Source organism: Lysinibacillus sp. NPDC093197 (assembly GCF_044754025.1).
Lineage (GTDB): Bacteria > Bacillota > Bacilli > Bacillales_A > Planococcaceae > Lysinibacillus.
The window spans coordinates 132,784-156,117 of record NZ_JBIVOH010000007.1 but is presented as its reverse complement, the minus strand read 5'-3'; the positions used below and the strand labels follow the sequence as shown (position 1 = coordinate 156,117).

Sequence of the window (23,334 nt, the reverse complement as noted above, 5' to 3'; positions counted from 1 at the left end):
CAATATGAGAATTAACAAATACTTAAGTGAAACAGGCATCGTATCTCGTCGCGGTGCTGATAAATGGGTCGAAGAAGGTAAAGTAACCATTAATGGTGTTCTTGCTACTGTCGGCAGCCAAGTAGAGACTGGCGATATTGTTTGTGTGGAAGGAAAAGAGGTAACAAAAGAAGAACAACTCGTTTATATTGTCTTAAACAAACCAGTTGGTATTACAAGTACGACAGAGAGCCATATCAAAGGAAATGTCGTGGATTTTATTAATCATCCTTTGCGCATTTTCCATATCGGACGACTGGATAAAGAATCAGAGGGATTATTATTACTAACAAATGATGGCGATATTGTTAACAAAATTTTACGTGCTGAAAACCATCATGAAAAAGAATATATTGTACAAGTAGATAAGCCTATTACAGATCAATTCATAAAACAAATGGGCGCTGGAGTTGATATTTTAGATACGACGACATTGCCTTGCCGTGTTGAAAAAATCTCAGATAAAGTGTTTAAAATTATTTTAGAACAAGGCTTAAATCGACAAATTCGCCGTATGTGTTCAGCATTAGACTATTCCGTTAAACGATTACAGCGCATACGTATTATGAACATTAAGCTTGGAAATTTAAAGGTTGGACAATGGCGCGATTTAACTGATAAGGAGCGAACAGAATTATTCAAATTACTTAATTACACAGCAAAATAAAGCAATTGGAGGGGATAGAGAGATGCTTTCCATTCAAAGTACTGAACAACTTACAGGTGTACGGATAAGCGGTGATTTTTGGGATTTAGATGCACTCATTCACGCCATTTATAAAGTAACTGGAGATGAAAACAAATATTATGATTACCAAGGTGCACGTCTTCGCATCCTCGGTCTTTGTCATAATCTCCGTCAAGCAATGCTGGGTGAGCATCAGCTTGAATTTGTGAGTAATGGGCTTAACAAAAGTATACTTTCTCGACATGAAATTATTTTTCCAAATAAAAATGTCTATTACGGGGCAGAGGTTTTATGGCCGGAGCTTCTTTTCACTGCAATTGCTTTAAATGATTTTATTCGCTTACATCAGGAGCTAATCGATTCTTCTGCTTGGAATGGTCAAGTTGCCACAATTCGCAAATTCCAAGCAGCGGTTGCTGACTGCTTAGAGCAGGAGCTTACTGAAGAGCAATACTTAGTATTTTTAAGGATGCTTCATACAAAGAGTCCATTAACTTTCCGTTATGCCACGCAATATGTAGACGTACTAAATTTGGAATACATACAATTGCATACGCAAACACGTAAAGCGCAATTAGCGTCCTTTGCTCTTCGCTTAATGCTCGAGGATGAGGAATACACCGCTCTAAAATCCAAGCTAATCGAAGTCGCCAGTACGACAAAAAAAGCACTACACGAAATCCCAATCAACGCAAACTACCCTGAAGAAATTTTATGGTAGATGCTACTATTTCTTCGGGAACGCACGTAGCGTAAGACGCAACAATCCGCGCGCAAGCGAGGGTTGCGGCTTACGGTGTGCCCGCGGAAAGCTACCGCCGTAGCGGACAACAACGGCATAGCAAAAAAGTGGCAGATTGCATGCAATCTGCCACTTCTGCTATTGCTATTCAATCGTCTCGTATGCCATTTTACGAATAACTGTTTCATGTTGCGGATAATCAGCTAAAAGTTCACCTTGTGTAAATAGCTCAAAGTCCTCAAAATCAAACCCTGGTGCTACCATACAGCCTACTAAACTAAATGTATTTGCATCATCAACGGAAGATCCAAAAATCGTACCTTTTGGCACTGCCACTTGAGGAACCTCACCCGCTTCTAAATTTAACCCTAACTTTTTCCCCTCATATGTACCATCAGGGTAAATCATATGCACAGTTAATGGGCTACCAGCATGATAATACCAAAGTTCATCTGATTTTAAACGATGCAAATGGGAAATATCCTGAGATTGTAATAAAAAATAAATGCTTGTATAAATTGGTCTTGTTACATCTCTTACAGCTATCTCCTCTGTTGATCGAAACGAAGAAATATAGTATCCTCCCTCGGGATGTTGATCTAACGCTAATTTTTCAATAAAATATTGTGCAGAATATTGCATCTAACTTCACTCCTTTTTTCCACCTTACCAAAAAGTAAAGGTCAAACGCTACTTCCATCTACCATCCCATCATAAAAAGAGGTATCCCGAATAAATCCGAGACACCCCCTTTATTACAAGCCGCCTAAATAAGCTGCTTTTACTTGTTCACTCTCTTGCAGTTCTTTTGCAGTTCCCGATAACACAATACGTCCTGTTTCAAGTACATATGCGCGGTCAGCTACCGATAAAGCCATATTGGCATTTTGCTCTACTAGCAATACGGTTGTACCTTCTTTATTGACCTTTTCAATAATATTGAAGATATTTTTTACCATAAGTGGTGCAAGCCCCATTGATGGTTCATCCATTAATAATAGCTTTGGTTTTGCCATTAATGCACGCCCCATTGCAAGCATTTGCTGCTCACCACCAGATAATGTTCCAGACTGTTGTTTACGACGCTCCAGTAGACGAGGGAATAGCTCAAAGACATGATCCATATCTTTCTTTATACCCGCCTTATCATTACGAAGATATGCTCCGAGCTCTAGGTTTTCCTCTACTGACATATTAGCGAATACACGGCGACCTTCAGGAACATGTGAAATACCTGATTTTACGATTGTTTGCGCAGCCTTACCTGCAATCGAGAAGCCTTCATATTCGATAATGCCCCCTTTAGGTTTTTGCAAGCCTGACAAGGTTTTTAATAATGTACTTTTACCAGCACCATTTGCACCGATTAATGTAACAATTTCTCCCTCGTTTACTTCTAAAGAGACGCCTTTTAATGCTTGAATATTCCCATAGAATACATCAATATTTTGTACTTTTAGCATTAGCTGATAACCTCCTCACCAAGGTAAGCTTCAATTACCTTTGGATTGTTGCGAATTTCCTCTGGTGTCCCATCAGCGATTAATTGCCCGTGATCCAGTACGTAAATACGTTCACAAATTCCCATTACTAAGCTCATATCGTGCTCAATTAGCAGAATCGTTAAACCAAACTCTTTACGAATAAACGCTATTAACTCCATTAAGTCATGTGTTTCTTGTGGGTTCATCCCTGCTGCTGGCTCATCCAGTAATAAGAGCTTTGGATTGGCAGCTAATGCACGCGCTATTTCCAGACGGCGTTGCATTCCGTAAGGTAAGTTTTTTGCAAGTTCATTCTTATAAATATCTAAGCCAAATATTTTTAAGAATTCCGTTGATTGCTGTTCCATTGCTTCTTCACCTTTAAAGTGACTAGGTAAACGGAAAATGGATGACCACATTGAATGTTTAGCGAGTGAATGGTTCGCTACTTTTACATTATCCAAAACAGATAATTCTTTAAATAGACGGATATTTTGGAACGTACGGCTAATGCCTTTTTGCGTTACTTGATATGGTGCAAGGCCATTGATCTTTAAACCGTCAAAAGTAATTGTTCCTTCAGTCGGTGTATACACCCCAGTTAGCATGTTAAAGCTTGTTGTTTTACCTGCACCATTTGGTCCGATTAGACCGACTAATTCACCTTGATTTAGGTACATATTAACGCCCTGTACCGCCTTTAAACCACCGAATTGAATGCCCATATTTTCTACTTTGATTAGAAGGTTTCCAGTCATTATTTTGTACCTCCTTTTTTACCAAACTTAAATAAGTGCGTAATTTCTTTTGTACCCATTAAACCAGTCGGACGATATAGCATTACAATGATTAATACTAAGCTGTAAATAATCATTCGTGTTTCTGGGAAGTTCGCTAAGTATGTTGATATCAACGTTAAAAATACTGCGGCGATAACAGAACCTGAAAGACTTCCTAGCCCACCAAGAACGACGTATATTAAAATATCAAATGATTTTAAGAAACCAAATGTTGTTGGCTGAATAATGTAGAAGTTATGTGCAAAAATGGCCCCTGCAAGACCAGCAAAGAAAGATCCAATCGCGAATGCTACAACTTTATAGTAAGTTGTATTAATACCCATCGCATCCGCAGCAATTTCATCTTCTCGAATGGAAATACAAGCACGTCCATGACGAGAATTTGTAAAGTTAGAAATCACTAAAATAGTTAATACAACACCAATGAATGCATATGTCCAGTTCGATAAATATTTAACCTGCATCCCTGCTGCTCCACCAACATAATCCGTATTTAAAAAGACAATACGAATAATCTCAGCAAAACCAAGTGTTGCAATGGCTAAATAATCCCCTTTTAAACGTAGCGTTGGAATACCTACGATCAAACCAGCTACTGCTGCTGCAAGCGCTCCTAATAAAATGGCTAACGGGAACGGAAGCATTAGTTTTGTTGTAATAATAGCTGAAATATAAGCACCAACTGCAAGGAAACCAGCATGCCCAATAGAGAATTGGCCAGTAACCCCGATAACGATGTGCAAGCTGACAGCTAGCATGATGTTAATACACATTGTGATTAACATATTTTTGTAATACAAGTCAATTATTTCTGTTGTAATAAGTGCCTGAATAACTACATAGATGACTAGCGCTAATACGGCGTAGCCCCAGAAAACTTTAGACTTCTTCATCATTACCGCTCACCTACACTTTCTCGCGGGCGTTTTTACCAAAGATACCCGATGGTCTGAAAATCAAAATTAAAATTAAAATGACAAATGCCGCTGCATCGCGCCATAAAGAGAATCCGAGTGCACTTACCATTGATTCCACGACACCTAGTAGCATACCGCCAACCATTGCACCTGGAATAATACCAATACCACCAAGAACCGCAGCGATGAACGCTTTAACCCCTGGAATAACACCCATTAACGGGTCAATTTTCGTATAATACACACCGAAGATAACACCCGCAGCACCGGCTAAAGCAGAACCTATTGCAAATGTTGCTGAAATTGTATTATCTACGTTAATGCCCATTAGGCGTGCTGCATCTGCATCATGTGAAACTGCACGCATCGCCTTCCCAATTTTAGTTTTATGTACGATGAATTGTAATAGAATCATCAGTACGATAGCGACAGATAAAATTAAAATAGACGTACTGCTTATTTGAACACCGAACACATCGAATGTTCTATTTTTAATAACTTCAGGGTATGCTGCTGGCTGAGCTCCTCTGAAGAAAATTGTCGTATATTCGATTAATAGCGACACACCGATTGCTGTAATTAAAGCCGCAATACGCGTTGCATTTCGTAATCGCTTATATGCAATTCGTTCGATTAACACACCGAAGATTGCACAAACTGCCATTGCTAATAATAATGCTGGTAAGAAGCCCAGCTCCCATTTAGCAATTGCGTAAAAGCCAATAAATGCCCCAATCATGAAAACATCACCGTGGGCAAAGTTAATAAGCTTAATAATACCGTATACCATCGTATACCCTAACGCTATTAACGCGTAGATACTACCTAGTGAAACACCATTCACAAGTTGCTGTATCCATTCCATGAGCGTTCACTCCTTTGTTTTTTTTGAGGAATGCAAAAACGGGACCTATTTCTACATAGTTGAATTGAATGCAGAAAAACTCGTGTCCCTCATAAAAAGTTATTTCCGATTCCTTATGCTAGAATCTATGCTTTTTTTTATTAGTCTAGTTGTCTGTTAAAAAATAAAAGAGAAGGCAGGTTGCCCGCCTCCCCCTTGCTTTTTTAAAAAAAATTAAGGATTTACTTTAGAGTTGAACACTTGTTTACCGTCTTTAAATTCAAGAACCGTTGCTGTTTTAATTGGGTTATGGTTTTCGTCAACTGAGAAAGTACCTGTTACTAAAGAAAGATCTTTTGTTTCAGCTAATGCATTTTTAATTGCTTCGCCGTCAGTAGAGCCTGCACGTTTAATAGCATCTGCAATGTAGTAAATTGAATCATAGCCAAGTGCGTTAAATGCATCCGGTGCTTTATCGCCATTCGCTGCTTTAAATGATTTTACAAAGTCTTGAATTTTTTGATCTGGGTCTTCTGCAGAGTAGTGGTTTGTAATGAACGTATTATTCAGTGCATCTGCTCCAGCTAAATCAATTAAAGTTGGAGAATCCCAACCGTCTGCTCCCATAAGTGGAACTGTAATACCCATTTCACGCGCCTGTTTTACAATCAGACCAACTTCTTCATAGTATCCAGGAATAAAGATGAAGTCTGGATTCGCTGATTTAATATTCGTTAATTGTGTACGGAAGTCTGTATCCTTCGCTACATAAGCTTCCTCTTTTACAACTTTCCCACCGCTTTTAGAGATTGTATCTTTAAATGATTTTGCTAAACCTTTTGCATAATCAGATGCATTATCTCCAAAGATAGCTACGTTTTTCGCACCTAGTTCACCTGATGCAAAGTTTGCAGCCACAATCCCTTGGAATGGATCAATGAAACAAGTACGGAAAGCATATTCATTAATGCTGCCATCGTCATTTACTGTAATGTTTGGAGCTGTACCTGAACCAGTAACAATCGGAATTTTGTTATCATTTGCGATTTGAACTGTTGCAACAGTATTACCAGAAGTTGCAGGAGCTAGCATCGCTACTACTTTATCTTGCGTTGCTAGTTTAATAGCTGCCGCAGTTGCCTCTGAGTTTTCTGACTTGTTATCTACTTTAATAAGTTCAATCTTCTTGCCATCAATACCGCCTGCATCATTAATTTCTTTAACAGCTAATTCTGCACCTAAGCCAATTGATGAACCGTATGAAGCTACGTTACCTGAAAGCTCTAAGTTTGCACCGATTTTAATCGTATCTCCATCTTTTGAGCCACCACCTGATGATGAGCCTCCACCTGAACTTGTATTACTGTCTCCAGCGCCGCAACCTGCAAGTACGCCTGCAAGTAGTGAAGAAGCTACTAGAAGTGAACCGAACTTTTTAAGCTTATTGTACTCTCTCATAATTAAATTCCCCCTGAAAATTCTCAAATGTTAGATATTTCTGATAATTATAAACAATCTTTCGCTAATGCTCAATAGCAAAAATAATTATTTATAACTATCTATTTTTGAAACAAAATAATATTCAATTAAGCCTTTTACATTGTAAAACATTCTTTATATTTAGTCTAGAGTGATTTTTCAGTATAATTAGTTATTTGTGAATTATCTATTAATTAGGACTAAATTAAATAGAAAGCTATTAAGCAAATTTTTTGTCACTATAAAACTAACATCCATTTTGCGAAAATTGCTTTCTTTTTAATTCTTAGCTATTTTTTCTTTTTAAGAGTATACCTATCAATGCCCCGTACACAATATGACCAATAAGCCACCAACTCAAAGCGAAATAATCAGTAATAATCGGTGTCCGTTTTGAGAAAATTGTTGTAGGGAACAACATACAGCCTATAAAAATTTGTATAAAGACACTATTTCTCATTAACATAGAATTATTCCACTTATACTTATTACGAATCGCGCATAATACGGCTGTTATTAACCACGATATAATGAGATGAAAAATGAATTCTATTACTTCAGGAAATCGAAAGTTCTTTATAATCGGTATATAATCGACGTTTAATAGTAATGTATATACACGGCTGCCTGTTAAATTTTCAACAACTTTGAAGAAAGCCCCAAATATACAACCTGCAACAAAGGACGCTATTATTACTTGACGATTGATGAGTATTTTCATGTGCTCCTCCTTGCTTCAATCTAAATAAATCCATAAAAGGATGATTCAATATGAATAAAAAAATAATTGTGCTATTCCGCAATGATTTACGTCTAGATGATCACCCCGCTCTATGGCATGCAGCCAATACAGGTGCCATCTTACCCCTTTATATTCAGAATGACCAATTGCCAGAGCAAGACTCCGCTCAACATTTTTGGACGTACTATTCGCTTCAAAATCTCCAAATTACATTTAGTAACTACGACATGCAGCTTATTTTACAAAAGGGCGATGTCATTTCACAAGTTCTTCAGTTGGCATTAGATACGCAGGCTGACGCTGTTTATTTTAACGAACGTTTTAGTGAAACTGAGCGTTCCGAAGATGAACATTTAGCCAATATATTACGTGCAAATGATATTGAAGTAAAAGCGTTTTATGGTGATACGTTATTTGACGTGACTTCCATTCGAAATCAGCAAAACAAGCCATATGCTATCTTCACATCCTTTTATAAACGCTGTTTACAGGAGCTAGCACGTAAGCCACTTGGACGTCCTGCTAACATGCAAGCCTTTCCTATGAACGTATCATCTCTGTCATTAGAACAGTTGCAGCTACTGAATGGTAACTGGTATAACAAGTTTCATAATTATTGGCGCCCTGGGATGGATGGCGCATTAGACCAATGGGAGCTTTTTATAGAGGGAGGTTTATATGACTACAAGGACAAGCGAGATTACCTAACCAAGGAAAAAATTTCAAAAATGTCTCCATTTATTGCAGCGGGTAATATTAGTATTCGTTTTCTGTGGACTACTTGTCAGGAGTTAATAGAAGTTGAGGATAACGCAGCGTTCGGTCAACAAATCGAAAGTTTTTTAAGACAACTAATATGGCGAGAGTTTTCAATCTATCAGCTGTTGTCCTATCCTTCATTTTCTACCATCTCTTTACGCAGTAATTTTCAGCATTTTGAATGGGAGCCTAATTCTCTACATCTGGCTGCTTGGAGAAAAGGGCAAACAGGCTACCCGTTAGTTGATGCTGGTATGCGTGAGCTTTGGGAAACTGGCTATATGCATAATCGAGTAAGAATGGTTGTTGCCTCATTTCTAGTAAAACATTTACTACAGCCTTGGCAGGAAGGCTATTCATGGTTTGAGCATACGCTACTGGACTTTAATGCAGCAAATAATGCGATGGGCTGGCAGTGGGTAAGCGGCACGGGTATCGATTCCGCACCTTATTTCCGTATCTTCAATCCTTCCTTACAAGGTGAGAAGTTTGATTTAGATGGTACATATATAAAAAAATGGGTACCAGAATTAGCAAACCTACCATCAAAATATATAAACGCTCCACATACAGCTCCAGCTGCTATCTTAGAGCAGGCTCATATCACATTAGGTGACACCTATCCGCTGCCCATCGTTGACCATAAAACGGCAAGAGCCCGTGCATTGGAACGGTACAACGCCATAAAAAAAGCTACTGGGACAGAAGATAAAAAAGTGTTAGATTGAAAGCAATCTAACACTTTTTTGCTGTAAACATCGATGTTCGTCGCGGTGGTGCTTTCCACCGATCGGCAATCAACCCACTATGGAAGTTACGCCTTTTTTAATGCAAAAACGCAAAGACGTTCATTAATATTTGTTTCATTTTCTAGATGTACTTCATGTATTAATTCAAAAGGTGTACCATGATGTAAAAACTGCAAATAATCATATGGTGGGTAGTATAAAATAATGTGAATATCACGCATATTTTGCTCGTAAGACTCCCATATATTATGAATGACAGTTCGGAAAATATTGATGGAGAACGGATTAAAAAAGAAAAAAACATTATCACACGGCTTTATTTTGTAGTTTTCTGCAATAGTATGAACAAAAGAAATGGCACCTTGTGAGCCATTTTTTCGACAGTAGCTCTCCTTATTATGCTCTGCCTCTGCATAAAAGCCTGCGTCCATTTCTATTCCAATTGCCGGAGTGTGAAATTTATGATGAATATAAATTGGGACCCTTCCTTTTCCACAGCCTATATCAATAAATACTGGATTTTCCGGCAAATCATATTGTGTAAATAATTGTTCCAATCCAGCATAAGGAGTTGGCTCATAACGATGGTAATGAGCTAGTTTAGGAAATCCATATTGTTCTCCGATTGTATTAATGTGCAAAAGTTTATCAAACTGTTGTTCATTCATTATATTTAGATACTCCTCGAAAAAAAGAATGCTTTATTTTAGCATGAAAAAAAGCAAACACCATATCCAAAAGATTATCTACAATCCATTTTTCTTTTAACTACGGTTGACTTGCCCTCAGCACACTGTAAAAACTGGCACGGCAAATTGTTTGAGTGCCTGGCACTAAAATGGCATCAAGAGTGAGCCTCTTGATGCCATTTTTGACACTCTGACCATATTAAAATGTTTGCCTATGGTGTGTTTTTAACGTCCTCTACGATTAAATCTAAAAACAAAGAGGAGTGCAGCCACTAAAAATGAAAACGTTGCGGTAGCTGTTAGCACTGTACTTTTATCAATTCCTGTTTCTTGAGTTGCCTGTCCATTGCCTTGGTTAGGGAAACCCATTCCATCTGGACGTTGCATTGGACCACCATTAGCTTTTCCACCTTGCTCATTGCCCATGCCACCCTCAGGCATTTGTGAGGGGTCGAAGTCTGCTGGTAATTGGCTTGGATCAAAGTCTTCTGGTAATTGACTCGGATCAAAGTCGTCAGGCATTTGCATTTGATTTCCATTTGCCTCATTGTTTGTGTCGCCATTTGGCATACCCATATTACCTTGAGCAGTCGCACTTGTTTCTACAACTAATTCACCTGACAGTTGCTTTAAGATTGATGCAGAACGTTGTTTAGCAAATTCAGGTAGACTGTTGTCCCCTGACACACCTTCTAAAAACTGCTCTGTTGTATAAAACTTTGTAGGATCTGCTTCTTCATAGCTTGTTAATAGCATCGCTAAGTTGTTCGTAATCGACTGAATATAATCTTCTGTTAAATAAGTTGTTGCGAGTTGTTCTAAATAACTTTCATACTTAGCGCGATATGTTTCATTGGACAGTAAAGCATTTAAAAGTGGGCGATCTTCTAGAGTTGTCCCAGATACAGGTGTAGTTATGCTAAAGTTTATTGCACTATCTGCCATTAGATTACTAGACATGCCACCGCCCATGTCGAAGTTCCCTTTATTGCGATTAGCGTTTTGCTGTCCATCTTGCGATTGCTCACCATTTGGTTGACCCTCTTGCGGTTGCCCACCATTTGACTGTCCTTCTTGCGGTTGCCCGCCATTTGGCTGTCCTTCTTGCAATTGCTCACCATTTGGCTGACCCTCTTGTGGTTGCTTCATAGCTGGTGTGTCTGCGTTTTCCTCCGTCTGTCCGTCTGCAGGTAATTCATTATTCGCATTTCCCCGCATTTGATTTGGATTGCCGCCGCCCATTCCACCACCGCCAGCACCAAAGCCGCCGAATGACATATTATAGTCCCACGGTATTATAGAAAACACGCCATTATTCTCATATAAATAGTAGTTGTGCTTCATATTTCCTTGGTAACTATCTAAATTTACTAGTGCTGTATTAACAGCAAAGTAGCGTAGCATTTCATCGACATCAATATATTGTTCGATGTCTCCGCCATTATTTATAGCATCAAGCATGTCAGTTAACTTCGAGTCCTCAATATTGTCTTCATTCGTTTTCAAACCAATTCCCGTATAGTCGGCAATATTATCACTAATATATTTTAAATCACTACCTGTACCATCTGGTTTAAATAAAAACCCGTCATTGGTTCCGTAATTATTCGCTAAAAATGTTTCATCGACCGCTTCTACCCCTAAATATAAGCCACGTTCTTCACCATTAACCGTAACATACATATAGGAATGGGCAGGTGTCGGTAAGCCCATTTTTTCCATGAGCTCATATGAAAGATATTCTCGCATTAAAGTTGAATCACTGTAGTTATTGTTTAAATTTAATTTTTTTAAGCCATATAAGCTTTGCGTATCATCATAATAGTCAAAATCGACTTTCAAGCTATAACGATCTGAGTCGCTATTGACAACAGAACGTAACGATAAATTACCTTTTGTACGAATCGCTACATTTTCTATTGTCTTGCCGTTTATTGTTATATTGGCCTGCTTTAGCTCCTCATCAGCAGCGTTTTCCAGCATGTCCTCCCAGTCCTCTTGAGGTATTTCAATATCAACAGTTGTTACTTTGCTTTTATTGAACACAAGCGTCTCATAGGAATATTCCGTATTTTTCGTTTCAATGCCTAAGTTTGGAAGTACAGCAACCATCACGCCAAAGAGTAGGAGGAGAATCGCCATACTGGTATAGACAATTCGATTTTTAATCATTGACTGCACCTCTCTTGCTCGTAGTTAGAAAACAATCATTCACTTTCATTACGCTGTGAAGTTACCATCGTAGCTAAGCATAATTGCTGATTTTACACCAGGTACTTTTGTTAAATTGTCCATAAACTTTGCATCATTTTGCTTCACGCGAATTTCATATGTTGTTTCGATTTCATCATTTTGTATAATTGATTTTGATTTTAACGCGTACTTTTTAGACTGTGCAGCAATGATACGCTCCACTTCTTCACAAGCTAAATCTTCTTCAAATTTCACAATTAATAAGTAAGGATTTTCAATCGTAATTTTATTTACTAATACTAGTAGAACTAAACCAATCAATATTGCGCCAATAATAACAAGTGGAATAAATCCTGCTCCACAAAGAATACCTGACACTATTGCCCAGAAAATATACACTAAATCCATTGGATCCTTAATAGGTGTACGGAAACGAACAATTGATAATGCACCTACCATACCAAGTGACAACAAGACGTTTGAACTAATACCCATAATAACGAGCGATGTTGCCATAGTCATAATGAGCAACGAAATATTAAAGGAGTGCGAATAAATCACACCATTAAATGTTTTCTTATATACTGCGTAAATAAATAGCCCAACAAAGAAAGCAACAACTAGTCCAATAATTGAATCTGTTAATGAAAATGATGTTGTTTTCTCTAGAAAATTTGATTTAAAAATATCACTAAAATTCATATTATCCATTTTTCATTTCTCCTTTTTATACATGCATACGGCTAAGCTGGTATTTTGAATATGCTTCAGCACGTGTATCCACTGATTGTAGTAAATATTTAACAATATCTGGCAAGTACTCATCATATTTCACTTCTAAAATGACAAGGTTCGGTTCTAGCACATCAACCATAGGCAGATTTTTACTGAACATATCTGTATTGCGAAGGCTTGACTGCACCTTACTATCGAATGTTACACGTACGTTGCCAAAGGGATAAATGTACGCCTCTCGCTCATAATCGACAACCGTCGTCGGCTTAATTTGGTGATATTTCATCTCATGAAATAATTCTCGTATTAAAACACGATCATCATTTTCCATCCATGCAATTTCACCAGTACGCATTTTTTCGTACTCCGTCTGTGAGATTACACACTTCGTTTTAAACGTTAAATTATTACGCTTACTTTTACGCTCTAAATTCACCAAAGCAGCAGATTTCCCATAAATACGTACTCGGTATTTATCTCGATTAATAAACCCTTCTTTTTTTTCATTCAAAACTTTGTTAGCAAAATTATCGAAGTATGTGCTTCGAATTAAATACTTACCGTCCGGACCTGCATTGTGATCCAGCCGCATCAAATGCTGGATTTTGCTTTTTAAAAGTGCGTAGTCTGGATATGAGATAGCCTGTTTAATTTCCTTGCGACCATTTGGATTAAATGATGTCAGTTTAGGCATGATAATTTTCTCCTTCCTACTATTTCTTTTCAATTTTGTATTGCTCTTGTTTTTCAGCTAACCAAGTCGTATATTCTTCATTGATACGTGTTTCCAATACTGTTTCATAAATTTCATCTTTAACATCTTCAAATACGGCTTCTTCTGCTGGCACTTTACCTGTCACTTTAATGATGTGATAGCCTTCTGCTGACTGCACTACCCCGCTAACGGCATCTTTTTCAAGAGCGAAGGCTGCCTCTTCAAACTGCTCATCCATCTGCCCTCGGCTAATATAGCCTAAATCACCGCCGTCTTCACTTGTATCTGTATCAGTTGAATATGCTTTCGCTAGCTCAGCAAAGTCCTCACCAGCTTTTATTTTCGCTTCAACCTCTTTTGCAGTTGCTTCATCTTCAAGGAAAATATGACTAGCTGCAACTTGTTCTGGTTGACCGTAGTCATCCTTATTTTCTTCAAAATATTGCTTTAATTCCTCATCTGTAATGTCAATGCTTGCTGCAATTACATCCTTCGTCATCAGATACATTCGAATATTATCATTGACACTCTCCTTCGTTAGACCATTTGCATCGAGTGCTTCTTGTAAAGCATCCTCCCCGCCATACGATTCAACCAATTCATCATATTCCACTTTAATGGCGTCATCCGATATAGTAATGCCTTCTTTTTTTGCCTCAAGTTCGATGATTTTATTGTCTATGAGTGTGTTTAACATGTCTGTGCCATATTGACTGCGCAATGCCTCATCTAGCTCTGTCTGGAGAATCTTCTCACCGTCCACCGTTGCCACATAATCGCTACTCTCTCCACATCCAGTTAATAGCATTGCTAATGCAACGGGAACAGCAAATATCTTGATAAACCTTGAATTTATAGTCATTCTCTATAACATCCTTTCGTTTATTTTCTCGTTTACATTGCTTACTATAAAGTGCTTATGTGTCAGTCAGATGTCAGCTTTACAATTCCTTCAAAAATTTTTACATTTCCATTTGTGAATCTTTATACTAGCTTTACAAATCCCCTTCTTCTCCTATACAGCACAACAAAAAGGCCACCACGCCGTTACAGCGTAGTAGCCTTTAATAAGGTTATTTCAAAGCATGTTCCTGTTGGATTACTTTCAACTAAACGTAAATCACCACCAATTGATTGAGCCATCATTTTACTTAATGGTAAACCTAAGCCTAGCCCTCGAACAGCGTATTTTTTATTTTCCCCTCTATAAAATCGTTCGAAAATAAATGCCTGATCTTCTTGAGTTATTCCGTTCCCTGTATCTTTAACAGCAATAATGACCCTATCAAGTTTTTGCCTTAATGTAATCGTCACTAACCCTTCCTGCATTGCTTGCTTTGCATTTGTTAAAAGGTTTGTGAATATTTGCTGCATACGTACGACATCTGCCTGCACATTTACTGACTCCAGAAGATAATTTACTTGTATTTTAACGTTTTCTTCATCCTCCATCACTTCCCACTGTGCCACAGCATCTCGCACAAGATGATTGACATTCACTGTGACGAGCTTAACAGGAATCGCATCTACTGCAAAACTATTAAAAGCTAGTAAATCTCCAACCATCGTTTTCATTTTCGTCGTTTCTAGCAAAGCCATTTGAATAAATTCTTTAGCGTCCTTACCAGTTACAACACCATCTCTTACAGCCTGCAAAAGTCCACTAATGGACGTAACAGGCGTTTTTAGCTCATGCGTCACACCAGCAAGCAGCTCTGTTCGCGTTCTCTCTAATTGTTCTAGCTTATTGGCCATTTCCTTAAAGGATGTGACAAGCTCGAAAATTTCTTCTTCTTTATTATTTTGAGGTAAATCAAATGTATAATTGCCTTCTTGTACTTGTTTAGCCGCTTCAGCTACCTGCTTAATAGGACGTACTAAGCGCTTTGATAAGAAATAGATCGCTCCCCAGCCTAGGACAGCAAGAGCTCCAATTAGTAAGGCAAGTTGACCATATTCTTGTTGAACTTTCGTCAAATTTTCCTTTTTCTCTAGCACAAGCACCCATCCAACTACATTATTATCCTTTTCAATCTTCTTTTTCACTACATATTGAACTGTCTTTTTGCTATCGACTTCGACTAGTATCTTCTTTGTTCCTTCTTCATTATCTAATAAGTTAGCAACATTATTAGTGCTTCCTGGAGGCATCGGTCGATTACTTGTCAGAACATTGCCTTTTACATCGACTACATATAAAATCGGATCAATTTCTCTCATATTATATCGTTCACGATTACCGATAAAGCCTGGTATGCCGTCTGTAGGTGCATTTGAACCAGTTGTATCCGTCAAACGATAAACTGTTTCTTCCGCTATAAAATTCATTAAATCAAGCCGATTTTCAAAAGCTGTGTGACGTATCCAGCTAGCGGAAATTAAAGAGATAATGGCTAGCCCTATAAAGAGTGTAAGTAAATAACGTCTCGTCCAATAGTTGAGTAAGGAGATTCGCCTATTTTTTTTGAACACTTAACTGATACCCCAATCCACGTAATGTTTTAATCTCTCCTTCTGCTTCATCCCAGTTTATAAGCGCTTTCCGTAATCGCTTCACCGCTAAATCGACGGCTCGATCACTGCCATCATATTCCCAGCCCCATACTTGTTCAATGAGCTGATCTCTTGTAAATGTTTGATTTGGATGTTCTGCTAAAAATAAGAGCACCGATAAATCCCGCGGTGTTAACACAATTTCTTGACCATTGAGGTGCACTTGATGCGCCTGCATATCAATTTCCAACTGACCAAATCGCTTCTTTAAAGTTGTTTCATGATTGTTTTCAGCTCGCCTTAATACAGCCTTTACTCGCGCGACAACTTCGTCAGCTATAAACGGTTTAGGAATATAATCGTCTGCACCTTGATCGAAACCTTCTAAACGGTAATTTACATCCCCTAACGCAGTTAGCATAATAACTGGACAAGCGCTCTCATTGCGAATTTCTCGTAAAATCGTCCAGCCGTTTTTTTCAGGTAACATAATATCTAATAATACTAAATCAGGCTGATGTTCCGTAAACACTTCTATTGCCTGACCACCCGTAAAGCATTGTACAACTTCATATCCAACCTTTTGCAAATAAGCCTTCAATACTTGGCTAATTGCGAATTCGTCTTCCACCACTAATATTTTGGTCATCATTTTTCACCCCGCCACGGCTTGTTGATTTTTTATTATAGCATCTGTTTATGTCAGCTAAATGTCAGCAAGCTCTACAGAACAATGCTCTATATGTATATTTGTATATTTGAAAACAGACTTATAACGATCCACCATACAACCTATTCATCTAATGCATTTATAGAAAAAGTTATTATTCTTCTCTTGAATTATTGCAATTCGGTTGACAATGGCTTCTTTGGACACTTATCATTGATTGCGAATGATAATCATTGATAATTCATTCAATTGTAGTTTAGACTATCTTCAATAAAATGATTAGGGGGTAATAGTATGATTATTGTTACAAATCGTATTCAAGTAAAGCCTGGCTTTGCAGCAAAAATGGCACCAAACTTTACGAAGCCAGGTCCTCTACAACAGTTTGAGGGCTTTCATAAAGTAGAGGTATTAATCTCGACAGATGATCCTACATATGACGAAATGAGCGTCAATATGTACTGGGAATCTAAGGAACATTTCCAAGCATGGCGTAATAGTGATGCTTTTGCTGCGGCACATCACCGTCCAGAGCCTGGCTCAGAAGGTGCAAAACCTGAGAATAGCCCTATTATCGGCAGTAAAATTGTTATTGCTGAGCTTGCTTCTTCTATCGAAGCACAAAGCTAATAACGAATTGTAAACCTTTTAAATATCTTCTGATTCTATCTAAAAAACCATGCATATTTCTAGAAATATGCATGGTTTTTTAATTATTTAAGTGCCAGGCACTCACACAATTTTGAATATTCCCCAGGTAATATGGAATACAAGTGTCAGTCACTCACACAATTATTGAAACACGACTAGTAAAATGTAGCCGACAACTGATAAACAAACAGAACCGATTAATCCTGCGATAAATGCTTTAATGCCCAATTGCTTAAACGTTTTAATCTCTACATTTAATCCTAATCCTGCCATCGCCATCGCAATTAAAATATACGCACAGTTCACAAAAGTTTGCGCAACTGCTGGTGGTACTATTCCTAATGAATTAATCCCGCTCATTACTAAAAACCCTAGAATAAACCAAGGAATAATAGAAAGAGAAAATGCTTTATTTCCTTGTTCTTTATCCCTTCTTTGATACATAATACCGATTACTATTGCCACTGGCACAAGTAATGCTACGCGAGTTAATTTTACTATGACTGCCATATCAACAGCCTCATCACCACCTGCAGATGCTGCTGCAATGACATGAGCTATTTCATGTAATGTACCTCCCGCAAAAATACCATATTCGGTTGGCGTTAAACCAAATATTGAATACAACAGCGTATAAACAAGTGTAAATACTGTACCAAGCAACGCTACAATCGCTGCACCTACTGCTGTTTCTTTTTCATTTGCTTTAATTTGAGGCGCAATTGCAACTACAGCCGCAGCCCCACAAATAGCTGTCCCGCAGGCTGTTAAAATGCCGAGCTTTTTATCTACATTAAATATCTTCGTTAAGCCGTAAACAACAAACAGTGCAAATACTAAATTGATGAATGCAATAAGAAAAACGCCTGCCCCTGCATGATAAATATCAGCTAAGTTCAACCGCATACCAAGCAAAATAATACCGAAACGCAATAGTTTTTTACTCGAAAAGGATATACCTGTTTGCCACGCATCTGGCACACTAAACGCTGCTCTCCAAGCCATACCTAGTATAATTGCTATCACAAGCTGCCCTAAAATTGAGAAGAAAGGAAATGTAGAAATATACTTAGCCACTAAGGCAAGGCCCAACGTCAATATAATGCCCTTTATAAAAGGTGGCGTTAGGAATTTCTTAATCCCTTGTTGTTGTTCCATGTTGTCCACTTCTTTCATTCTTTATGAATATTACTTTATAAAAAAGGTAATCATTAGTAAAATACATATATATAATTACTATCATTAATTTTTCTAATTATAAGGGGTGATGTGATGCAATACGATGCGTTAAAAACTTTTATTACATTAGTTGAAGTAAACAATTTTACGAAAGCCTCAGAAATTTTACATATTTCCCAACCTAGTGTGAGTCTACATATTAAAAACCTTGAACAAGAGTTTCACACGACATTATTTATTCGCTCGCCAAAGTCTGTGCAAATTACTCCTACTGGTGAAATTTTATATAAACGTGCAAAGCAAATTATGGCCATTGCGGAGGCTGCACAGGAAGATATTTTAGCCTATCATCACTCTATTCAAGGAACGCTCATTATTGGAGCAAGCTTTACGATTGGCGAAAATATTCTGCCATCCATTTTGTCAAAACTTCAACAACAATTTCCTCAATTAGAGTTACAAGTTATTATTGGCAATACAGATGAAATTATTCAATTTACCAAGCTATTACAAGTAGATATTGGGCTTATAGAGGGGCAAGCACATGACAATGAGCTCGTCATTCAGCCATTTATGCAAGATGAATTATTTATAGTTAGTGCAAGTAACCATCCCCTTGCTGAGCAACCCTCTATTACTATTTCACAATTACAACGACAAAAATGGGTTGCACGAGAAGTTGGCTCAGGAACACGCAATTATTTAGACCATCTATTTCGCACAAATGGCCTTCAAGTACATTCACTTCTAACAATTAGTAGCAATCAAGGCGTGAAGGAAAGTGTCATTGAAGGACTCGGCCTGTCTTTACTGTCTGGCAGTGTTATTGAGCGTGATATCCGAAATGGCGATATTGCCATTTTGCCACTTGCGGAACAACGTTTTATGCGGACTTTTTCTTACCTTCACTCACCTACGATGAAGAATAAACGGAATGTTGAAGCACTTATTGAATTTATTACGAGGAAAAATGAGACATAAAAAAAGCTTAGCTGGCTATATTTTAGTCGCTAAGCTTATTTTAATGTTCTAGGGTTTATCGTTTTACGAGCCTGTTTACGCTCGATAATCTCTATAAATTTTGTAGCAGCACGGGACAATGGAACACTTTTTAAATAACACATACCAATGCTACGATTTGGAATGCTTTCTGTTAATGGAAGCTCATATAGTAGTCCTCGTTGCAAATAATCCTGTGAAAACTCTTTAGTTACACAAGCAATCCCTAAATTACTACGTGCAAATTCAAGCACCAAATCATGCGAGCCGAGTTCAAACTCAGGTGCAATTTGAATTCCTTTCGACAGTAAATAATTTTCTACATAATTTCTTGAGTTAGATTTCTTCTCTAGAAAAATAAGTGGAAACTTAAGTAGATCTTCAAAACGTAAGCTTTTTGATTGCAGTGTTTTATATTTCTCTCCACATACGAAAATATCCTGTATTTCCGTGCACACTGTTAATTGTAGACTCACATCTTCTATCGGAAAATTGCAAAGCCCTACATCCACTTCACCAGATTTAATAAAGTTACATATTTCAGAGGTCGTACCATTTAGCATCTGTAGCTTAATATTCGGATACATCGTATGAAAAGCCTCGAGATAGGGCATTAAAAAGAATCGTGAAATCGTATCTCCTACACCTATTTTTAATTGCCCCGTCGTTAAGTTTTTAAATTCCAGAAGCTTTTCCTCTCCAGCATCTAAAAGACCTAATGCCGAATTTGTATATTCATACAGCAGCTTCCCCTCTGTCGTTAATGTTACGCCTTTCGGTGTACGATTGAAGAGTCGTGTACCAAGTTCTTTTTCCAATTGCATCATTGCTTGGCTAACTGCTGGCTGCGTCATAAATAAATCTTTAGCCGCCCTAGAAAAACTACTATTTTTAGCAACAACACTAAAAACACGATATAAATCTAATTTCCCTATCATATAAGTACTCCTTATAGCTATTATACGAACTATTAATTTTACTTATATCATTAACTGAGCGTATAGTAAAATCATATTGATTTTATTCATATTATTTAAATTAACATATAGCTTTTTATGAGGAGAGATTATTTTGGAACGTGTAGTTGGTACAGTTGTAAGAGGTCTTCGTGGTCCTATTATTAACGAAGGCGATAATATTGAACAAATCGTTGTTGATACAGTGTTAAATGCCGCTAAAGTGGAAGGCTATTCAATTGAAGATCGTGATATTGTTACAGTAACAGAATCAGTTGTAGCTCGTGCACAAGGTAACTATGCTTCAATCGATGACATTGCAGTGGACGTAGCTGCTAAATTCGGTGATGATACTGTTGGTGTTATTTTCCCAATTTTAAGCCGTAACCGTTTTGCAAACTGCTTACGTGGTATTGCGAAAGGTGTTAAAAAAGTTGTTTTAATGCTAAGCTACCCATCTGATGAAGTTGGTAACCACTTAGTTGATATCGATGAACTAGATGTAAAAGGTATTAACCCTTGGACAGATACATTAACGGAAGCTGAATTCCGTGAACATTTCGGCTATAAAAAACACACATTTACAGGTGTCGATTATATCGAATACTACAAAGAATTAATTGAAGCTGAAGGAGCTGCTTGTGAAGTAATCTTCTCAAACAACCCGAAAACAATTTTAGACTATACAAAAAGCGTACTAACATGTGATATTCACACTCGCTTCCGTACAAAACGTATTTTAACAACAAATGGTGCTGAAAAAGTATTCTCGTTAGATAACATTTTAGCTGTATCTGTAAATGGTTCAGGCTTCAATGCTGAATACGGCTTACTTGGTTCAAACAAAGCGACAGAAGAAAGTGTAAAATTATTCCCACATACTTGCCAACCTATCGTTGACGGCATTCAAGCAAAAATCAAAGAAGCTACTGGTAAAACAGTAGAAGTAATGGTTTATGGCGATGGCGCATTCAAAGATCCTGTAGGTAAAATTTGGGAGCTTGCTGACCCAGTTGTATCTCCTGCCTTTACTGCAGGCTTAGATGGTACACCTAATGAAGTGAAATTAAAATACTTAGCAGATAACGATTTTGCTGATCTTCGTGGAGAAGAATTAAAAGCAGCTATCTCTGAATATATTCAAAATAAAGACGAGGATTTAACTGGTCAAATGGCCGCTCAAGGTACAACACCTCGTAAATTAACAGACTTAATCGGTTCTCTTTCTGACTTAACTTCAGGCTCAGGCGACAAAGGAACACCAATGATTTATATTCAAGGTTACTTCGATAACTATACAAAATAATACGCTTTAACAAGAAAAACTCCCGCCTTCATATGCGGGAGTTTTAAAATGTCGACAAAAGGCAACAAGAAATTCACTCCTGTTATATCTTTTGTTATTTTTATCCATACCGTGGACCAAAAGTAGAATTTCCCTGCCTACTGGTTTAGTTGATTGGAGCGGAGGGCGCGACTCCTGCGAGAACAGCACAAAACGTAAGCCGCAACAGATCGCGCGTTAGCGTGGGTTACGGCTTACGGTGTGCCCGCGGAAAGCGTCCGCCCGTAGCGGAAATCAACAGCGGAAGACCTCTACAAAAAAATACCCGCCAACACTGGCGGGTATTTTTTATGGACATAATGTCCGCGCGATATTTTCAAAATAGCGTACACCGTAAATAAGGGCATCCTCATCTAGTTTAAAGCGTGGGTGGTGCAACGGATATGCTTCACCAAACTCCTCGTTATGCACCCCTATAAACTGCATAGAAGAAGGGACAGCCTCAGAAAAATCTGCAAAATCCTCTGTGCCGAACATTGGTGCAGCTAATTCTTGTACACCCTCTGCTCCAACAATATCGCCCGCTATGCGACGTGATAATGCCGTTAGCTCCTTATCGTTTGTCACTGAAGGACAGCCAAGCTCCCATTTAATCTCTACTGTTGCTCCGTGCATTGCCGCTATACCATTGACAATCTTTTCTAAATGATGACGAGCATCGACACGTACTGTCGCGTCTAGTGAACGTATTGTACCACCTAGCTCAGCAGTATCAGCAATAATATTTAATGCTGTGCCGCAATGGAATTGTGCTACCGTTAAGACAGGAGCATGGATACTTGGTACTTTACGCGACACGATTGTTTGCAGTGCAACAACCATTTCTGAACCAATTAACAACGGATCAATCGCTACTTCAGGCATAGAGGCATGGCTACCACGTCCATAAATCTTAATCTCAAAATCATCCGCCGCCGCTGTAAATTTCCCATCCTTCATGGCAAACTGACCAACTTTATAATCAGGACTTACATGTAATGCAAATGCATAATCTACATTTTCTGCGATACCTAGAGAAACAAGTTGTGCCGCTCCCCCTGGTGTTACCTCCTCTGCGTGTTGGAAAACAAAACGAATTTCACCATTGAAATCTGTTCCTCGCTCTGCTAATGCTTTTGCAGCCCCCAATAACATGGCTGGGTGTGCATCATGCCCACAAGCATGCATGACACCTCGATTTTTTGATTTAAACGGCAGATCGGTCTCTTCCTCAATTGGCAATGCATCGATGTCAGCACGTAATAAAATAGTTTGACCATTACCGTCTGTTTTCGTTCCTTTTAAAAATGCGCAAACACTCGTTTCAGTTAAGCGCTTCACTTCTAAATGTGGAAATGTTATTAATTGGTTATAAATATAATTTGCTGTTTCATATTCTTGATGTGATAACTCTGGATGCATATGTAAATGCTGTCTCCAGGCAATGACTTGTTGTTTTAAATCTTTTGTTTCTATCATTTTCGAAT

The 23,334-nt window shown here is 38.0% G+C and carries 23 protein-coding genes; 6 read left to right on the top strand and 17 right to left on the bottom strand.

The window, feature by feature from the left end:
* Window positions 1-4: 4 nt before the first annotated feature.
* Window positions 5-706 carry a 23S rRNA pseudouridine(2604) synthase RluF gene (gene rluF, locus ACIP9G_RS17550; RefSeq protein WP_401021062.1) on the top strand — a complete coding sequence of 234 codons (702 nt, stop codon included), beginning with the start codon at window positions 5-7 and terminating at the stop codon, window positions 704-706.
* A gap of 22 nt (window positions 707-728) precedes the next feature.
* Window positions 729-1,448, top strand: a complete 720-nt coding sequence (locus ACIP9G_RS17545; RefSeq protein WP_401021059.1) for a DUF6904 family protein — start codon at window positions 729-731, stop codon at window positions 1,446-1,448.
* Window positions 1,449-1,613: 165 nt separating this feature from the next.
* Here the strand turns inward: ACIP9G_RS17545 and ACIP9G_RS17540 are convergent, their stop codons facing one another.
* From ACIP9G_RS17540 to ACIP9G_RS17510, 7 genes are all read right to left on the bottom strand, one after another.
* Complete coding sequence (locus ACIP9G_RS17540) at window positions 1,614-2,111, bottom strand: cupin domain-containing protein (RefSeq protein WP_401021057.1); 498 nt, start codon at window positions 2,109-2,111, stop codon at window positions 1,614-1,616.
* A 113-nt stretch (window positions 2,112-2,224) separates the two neighbouring features.
* The gene (locus ACIP9G_RS17535) at window positions 2,225-2,932 is read right to left on the bottom strand and encodes an ABC transporter ATP-binding protein (protein WP_139859965.1); all 708 of its coding nucleotides are present in this window, start codon (window positions 2,930-2,932) and stop codon (window positions 2,225-2,227) included.
* Window positions 2,932-3,711: an ABC transporter ATP-binding protein gene (locus ACIP9G_RS17530; protein ID WP_340821698.1), complete on the bottom strand. Its 780-nt coding sequence runs from the start codon at window positions 3,709-3,711 to the stop codon at window positions 2,932-2,934. Before ACIP9G_RS17530 ends, ACIP9G_RS17535 begins: the two co-directional genes overlap by 1 nt.
* Window positions 3,711-4,646, bottom strand: coding sequence for a branched-chain amino acid ABC transporter permease (locus ACIP9G_RS17525; protein WP_340826395.1), 936 nt, complete (start codon window positions 4,644-4,646; stop codon window positions 3,711-3,713). The genes ACIP9G_RS17530 and ACIP9G_RS17525 overlap by 1 nt, the downstream gene beginning before the upstream one ends.
* 13 nt (window positions 4,647-4,659) lie before the next feature.
* Window positions 4,660-5,535 (bottom strand): branched-chain amino acid ABC transporter permease, encoded by an 876-nt coding sequence (locus ACIP9G_RS17520; RefSeq protein ID WP_340821697.1) that lies wholly within the window; start codon window positions 5,533-5,535, stop codon window positions 4,660-4,662.
* A gap of 213 nt (window positions 5,536-5,748) precedes the next feature.
* A complete protein-coding gene (locus ACIP9G_RS17515; protein WP_340821695.1) occupies window positions 5,749-6,972 on the bottom strand; it encodes an ABC transporter substrate-binding protein in 1,224 nt (407 codons plus the stop codon).
* Window positions 6,973-7,279: 307 nt separating this feature from the next.
* Window positions 7,280-7,714: a hypothetical protein gene (locus ACIP9G_RS17510; protein WP_401021054.1), complete on the bottom strand. Its 435-nt coding sequence runs from the start codon at window positions 7,712-7,714 to the stop codon at window positions 7,280-7,282.
* Window positions 7,715-7,764: 50 nt separating this feature from the next.
* Here ACIP9G_RS17510 and ACIP9G_RS17505 point away from each other — a divergent pair, with 50 nt between their 5' ends.
* Window positions 7,765-9,222, top strand: coding sequence for a cryptochrome/photolyase family protein (locus ACIP9G_RS17505; RefSeq protein ID WP_401021051.1), 1,458 nt, complete (start codon window positions 7,765-7,767; stop codon window positions 9,220-9,222).
* Between the two features lie 86 nt (window positions 9,223-9,308).
* Here ACIP9G_RS17505 and ACIP9G_RS17500 read toward each other — a convergent pair whose 3' ends face one another.
* The 7 genes from ACIP9G_RS17500 to ACIP9G_RS17470 form a co-directional block, all read right to left on the bottom strand.
* Window positions 9,309-9,911, bottom strand: a complete 603-nt coding sequence (locus ACIP9G_RS17500) for a class I SAM-dependent methyltransferase (protein ID WP_401021049.1) — start codon at window positions 9,909-9,911, stop codon at window positions 9,309-9,311.
* A 246-nt stretch (window positions 9,912-10,157) separates the two neighbouring features.
* The gene (locus tag ACIP9G_RS17495) at window positions 10,158-12,104 is read right to left on the bottom strand and encodes a CotH kinase family protein (protein ID WP_401021047.1); all 1,947 of its coding nucleotides are present in this window, start codon (window positions 12,102-12,104) and stop codon (window positions 10,158-10,160) included.
* Between the two features lie 48 nt (window positions 12,105-12,152).
* Entirely contained in the window at window positions 12,153-12,836 is a 684-nt protein-coding gene (locus ACIP9G_RS17490) for a DUF4956 domain-containing protein (protein WP_173479225.1), read from the bottom strand.
* 16 nt (window positions 12,837-12,852) lie between these two features.
* Window positions 12,853-13,554 (bottom strand): polyphosphate polymerase domain-containing protein, encoded by a 702-nt coding sequence (locus tag ACIP9G_RS17485; protein ID WP_401021044.1) that lies wholly within the window; start codon window positions 13,552-13,554, stop codon window positions 12,853-12,855.
* A 19-nt stretch (window positions 13,555-13,573) separates the two neighbouring features.
* Window positions 13,574-14,437 (bottom strand): peptidyl-prolyl cis-trans isomerase, encoded by an 864-nt coding sequence (locus ACIP9G_RS17480; protein ID WP_401021041.1) that lies wholly within the window; start codon window positions 14,435-14,437, stop codon window positions 13,574-13,576.
* 185 nt (window positions 14,438-14,622) lie between these two features.
* Window positions 14,623-16,047: a sensor histidine kinase gene (locus tag ACIP9G_RS17475; protein ID WP_340821681.1), complete on the bottom strand. Its 1,425-nt coding sequence runs from the start codon at window positions 16,045-16,047 to the stop codon at window positions 14,623-14,625.
* On the bottom strand, window positions 16,031-16,717 hold the full coding sequence (locus tag ACIP9G_RS17470) for a response regulator (RefSeq protein WP_340826394.1): 687 nt from the start codon (window positions 16,715-16,717) through the stop codon (window positions 16,031-16,033). Before ACIP9G_RS17470 ends, ACIP9G_RS17475 begins: the two co-directional genes overlap by 17 nt.
* 315 nt (window positions 16,718-17,032) lie before the next feature.
* Between ACIP9G_RS17470 and ACIP9G_RS17465 the strand changes: the two genes are divergently transcribed.
* Window positions 17,033-17,368, top strand: a complete 336-nt coding sequence (locus ACIP9G_RS17465) for a heme oxygenase (RefSeq protein WP_173479220.1) — start codon at window positions 17,033-17,035, stop codon at window positions 17,366-17,368.
* Window positions 17,369-17,530: 162 nt separating this feature from the next.
* On the opposite strand, the gene ACIP9G_RS17460 is transcribed toward ACIP9G_RS17465, so the two are convergent.
* Window positions 17,531-18,547 (bottom strand): YeiH family protein, encoded by a 1,017-nt coding sequence (locus ACIP9G_RS17460; protein WP_401021037.1) that lies wholly within the window; start codon window positions 18,545-18,547, stop codon window positions 17,531-17,533.
* A gap of 114 nt (window positions 18,548-18,661) precedes the next feature.
* On the opposite strand from ACIP9G_RS17460, the gene ACIP9G_RS17455 reads away from it, so the two are divergent.
* Window positions 18,662-19,549 (top strand): LysR substrate-binding domain-containing protein, encoded by an 888-nt coding sequence (locus ACIP9G_RS17455; protein WP_401021035.1) that lies wholly within the window; start codon window positions 18,662-18,664, stop codon window positions 19,547-19,549.
* A 35-nt stretch (window positions 19,550-19,584) separates the two neighbouring features.
* Here ACIP9G_RS17455 and ACIP9G_RS17450 read toward each other — a convergent pair whose 3' ends face one another.
* The gene (locus ACIP9G_RS17450) at window positions 19,585-20,505 is read right to left on the bottom strand and encodes a LysR family transcriptional regulator (protein WP_401021034.1); all 921 of its coding nucleotides are present in this window, start codon (window positions 20,503-20,505) and stop codon (window positions 19,585-19,587) included.
* A gap of 133 nt (window positions 20,506-20,638) precedes the next feature.
* Between ACIP9G_RS17450 and ACIP9G_RS17445 the strand changes: the two genes are divergently transcribed.
* Window positions 20,639-21,829 carry a coenzyme F420-0:L-glutamate ligase gene (locus ACIP9G_RS17445; protein WP_401021033.1) on the top strand — a complete coding sequence of 397 codons (1,191 nt, stop codon included), beginning with the start codon at window positions 20,639-20,641 and terminating at the stop codon, window positions 21,827-21,829.
* A 327-nt stretch (window positions 21,830-22,156) separates the two neighbouring features.
* Here the strand turns inward: ACIP9G_RS17445 and ACIP9G_RS17440 are convergent, their stop codons facing one another.
* Window positions 22,157-23,326, bottom strand: a complete 1,170-nt coding sequence (locus ACIP9G_RS17440) for a M20 metallopeptidase family protein (protein ID WP_401021031.1) — start codon at window positions 23,324-23,326, stop codon at window positions 22,157-22,159.
* Window positions 23,327-23,334: the final 8 nt, after the last annotated feature.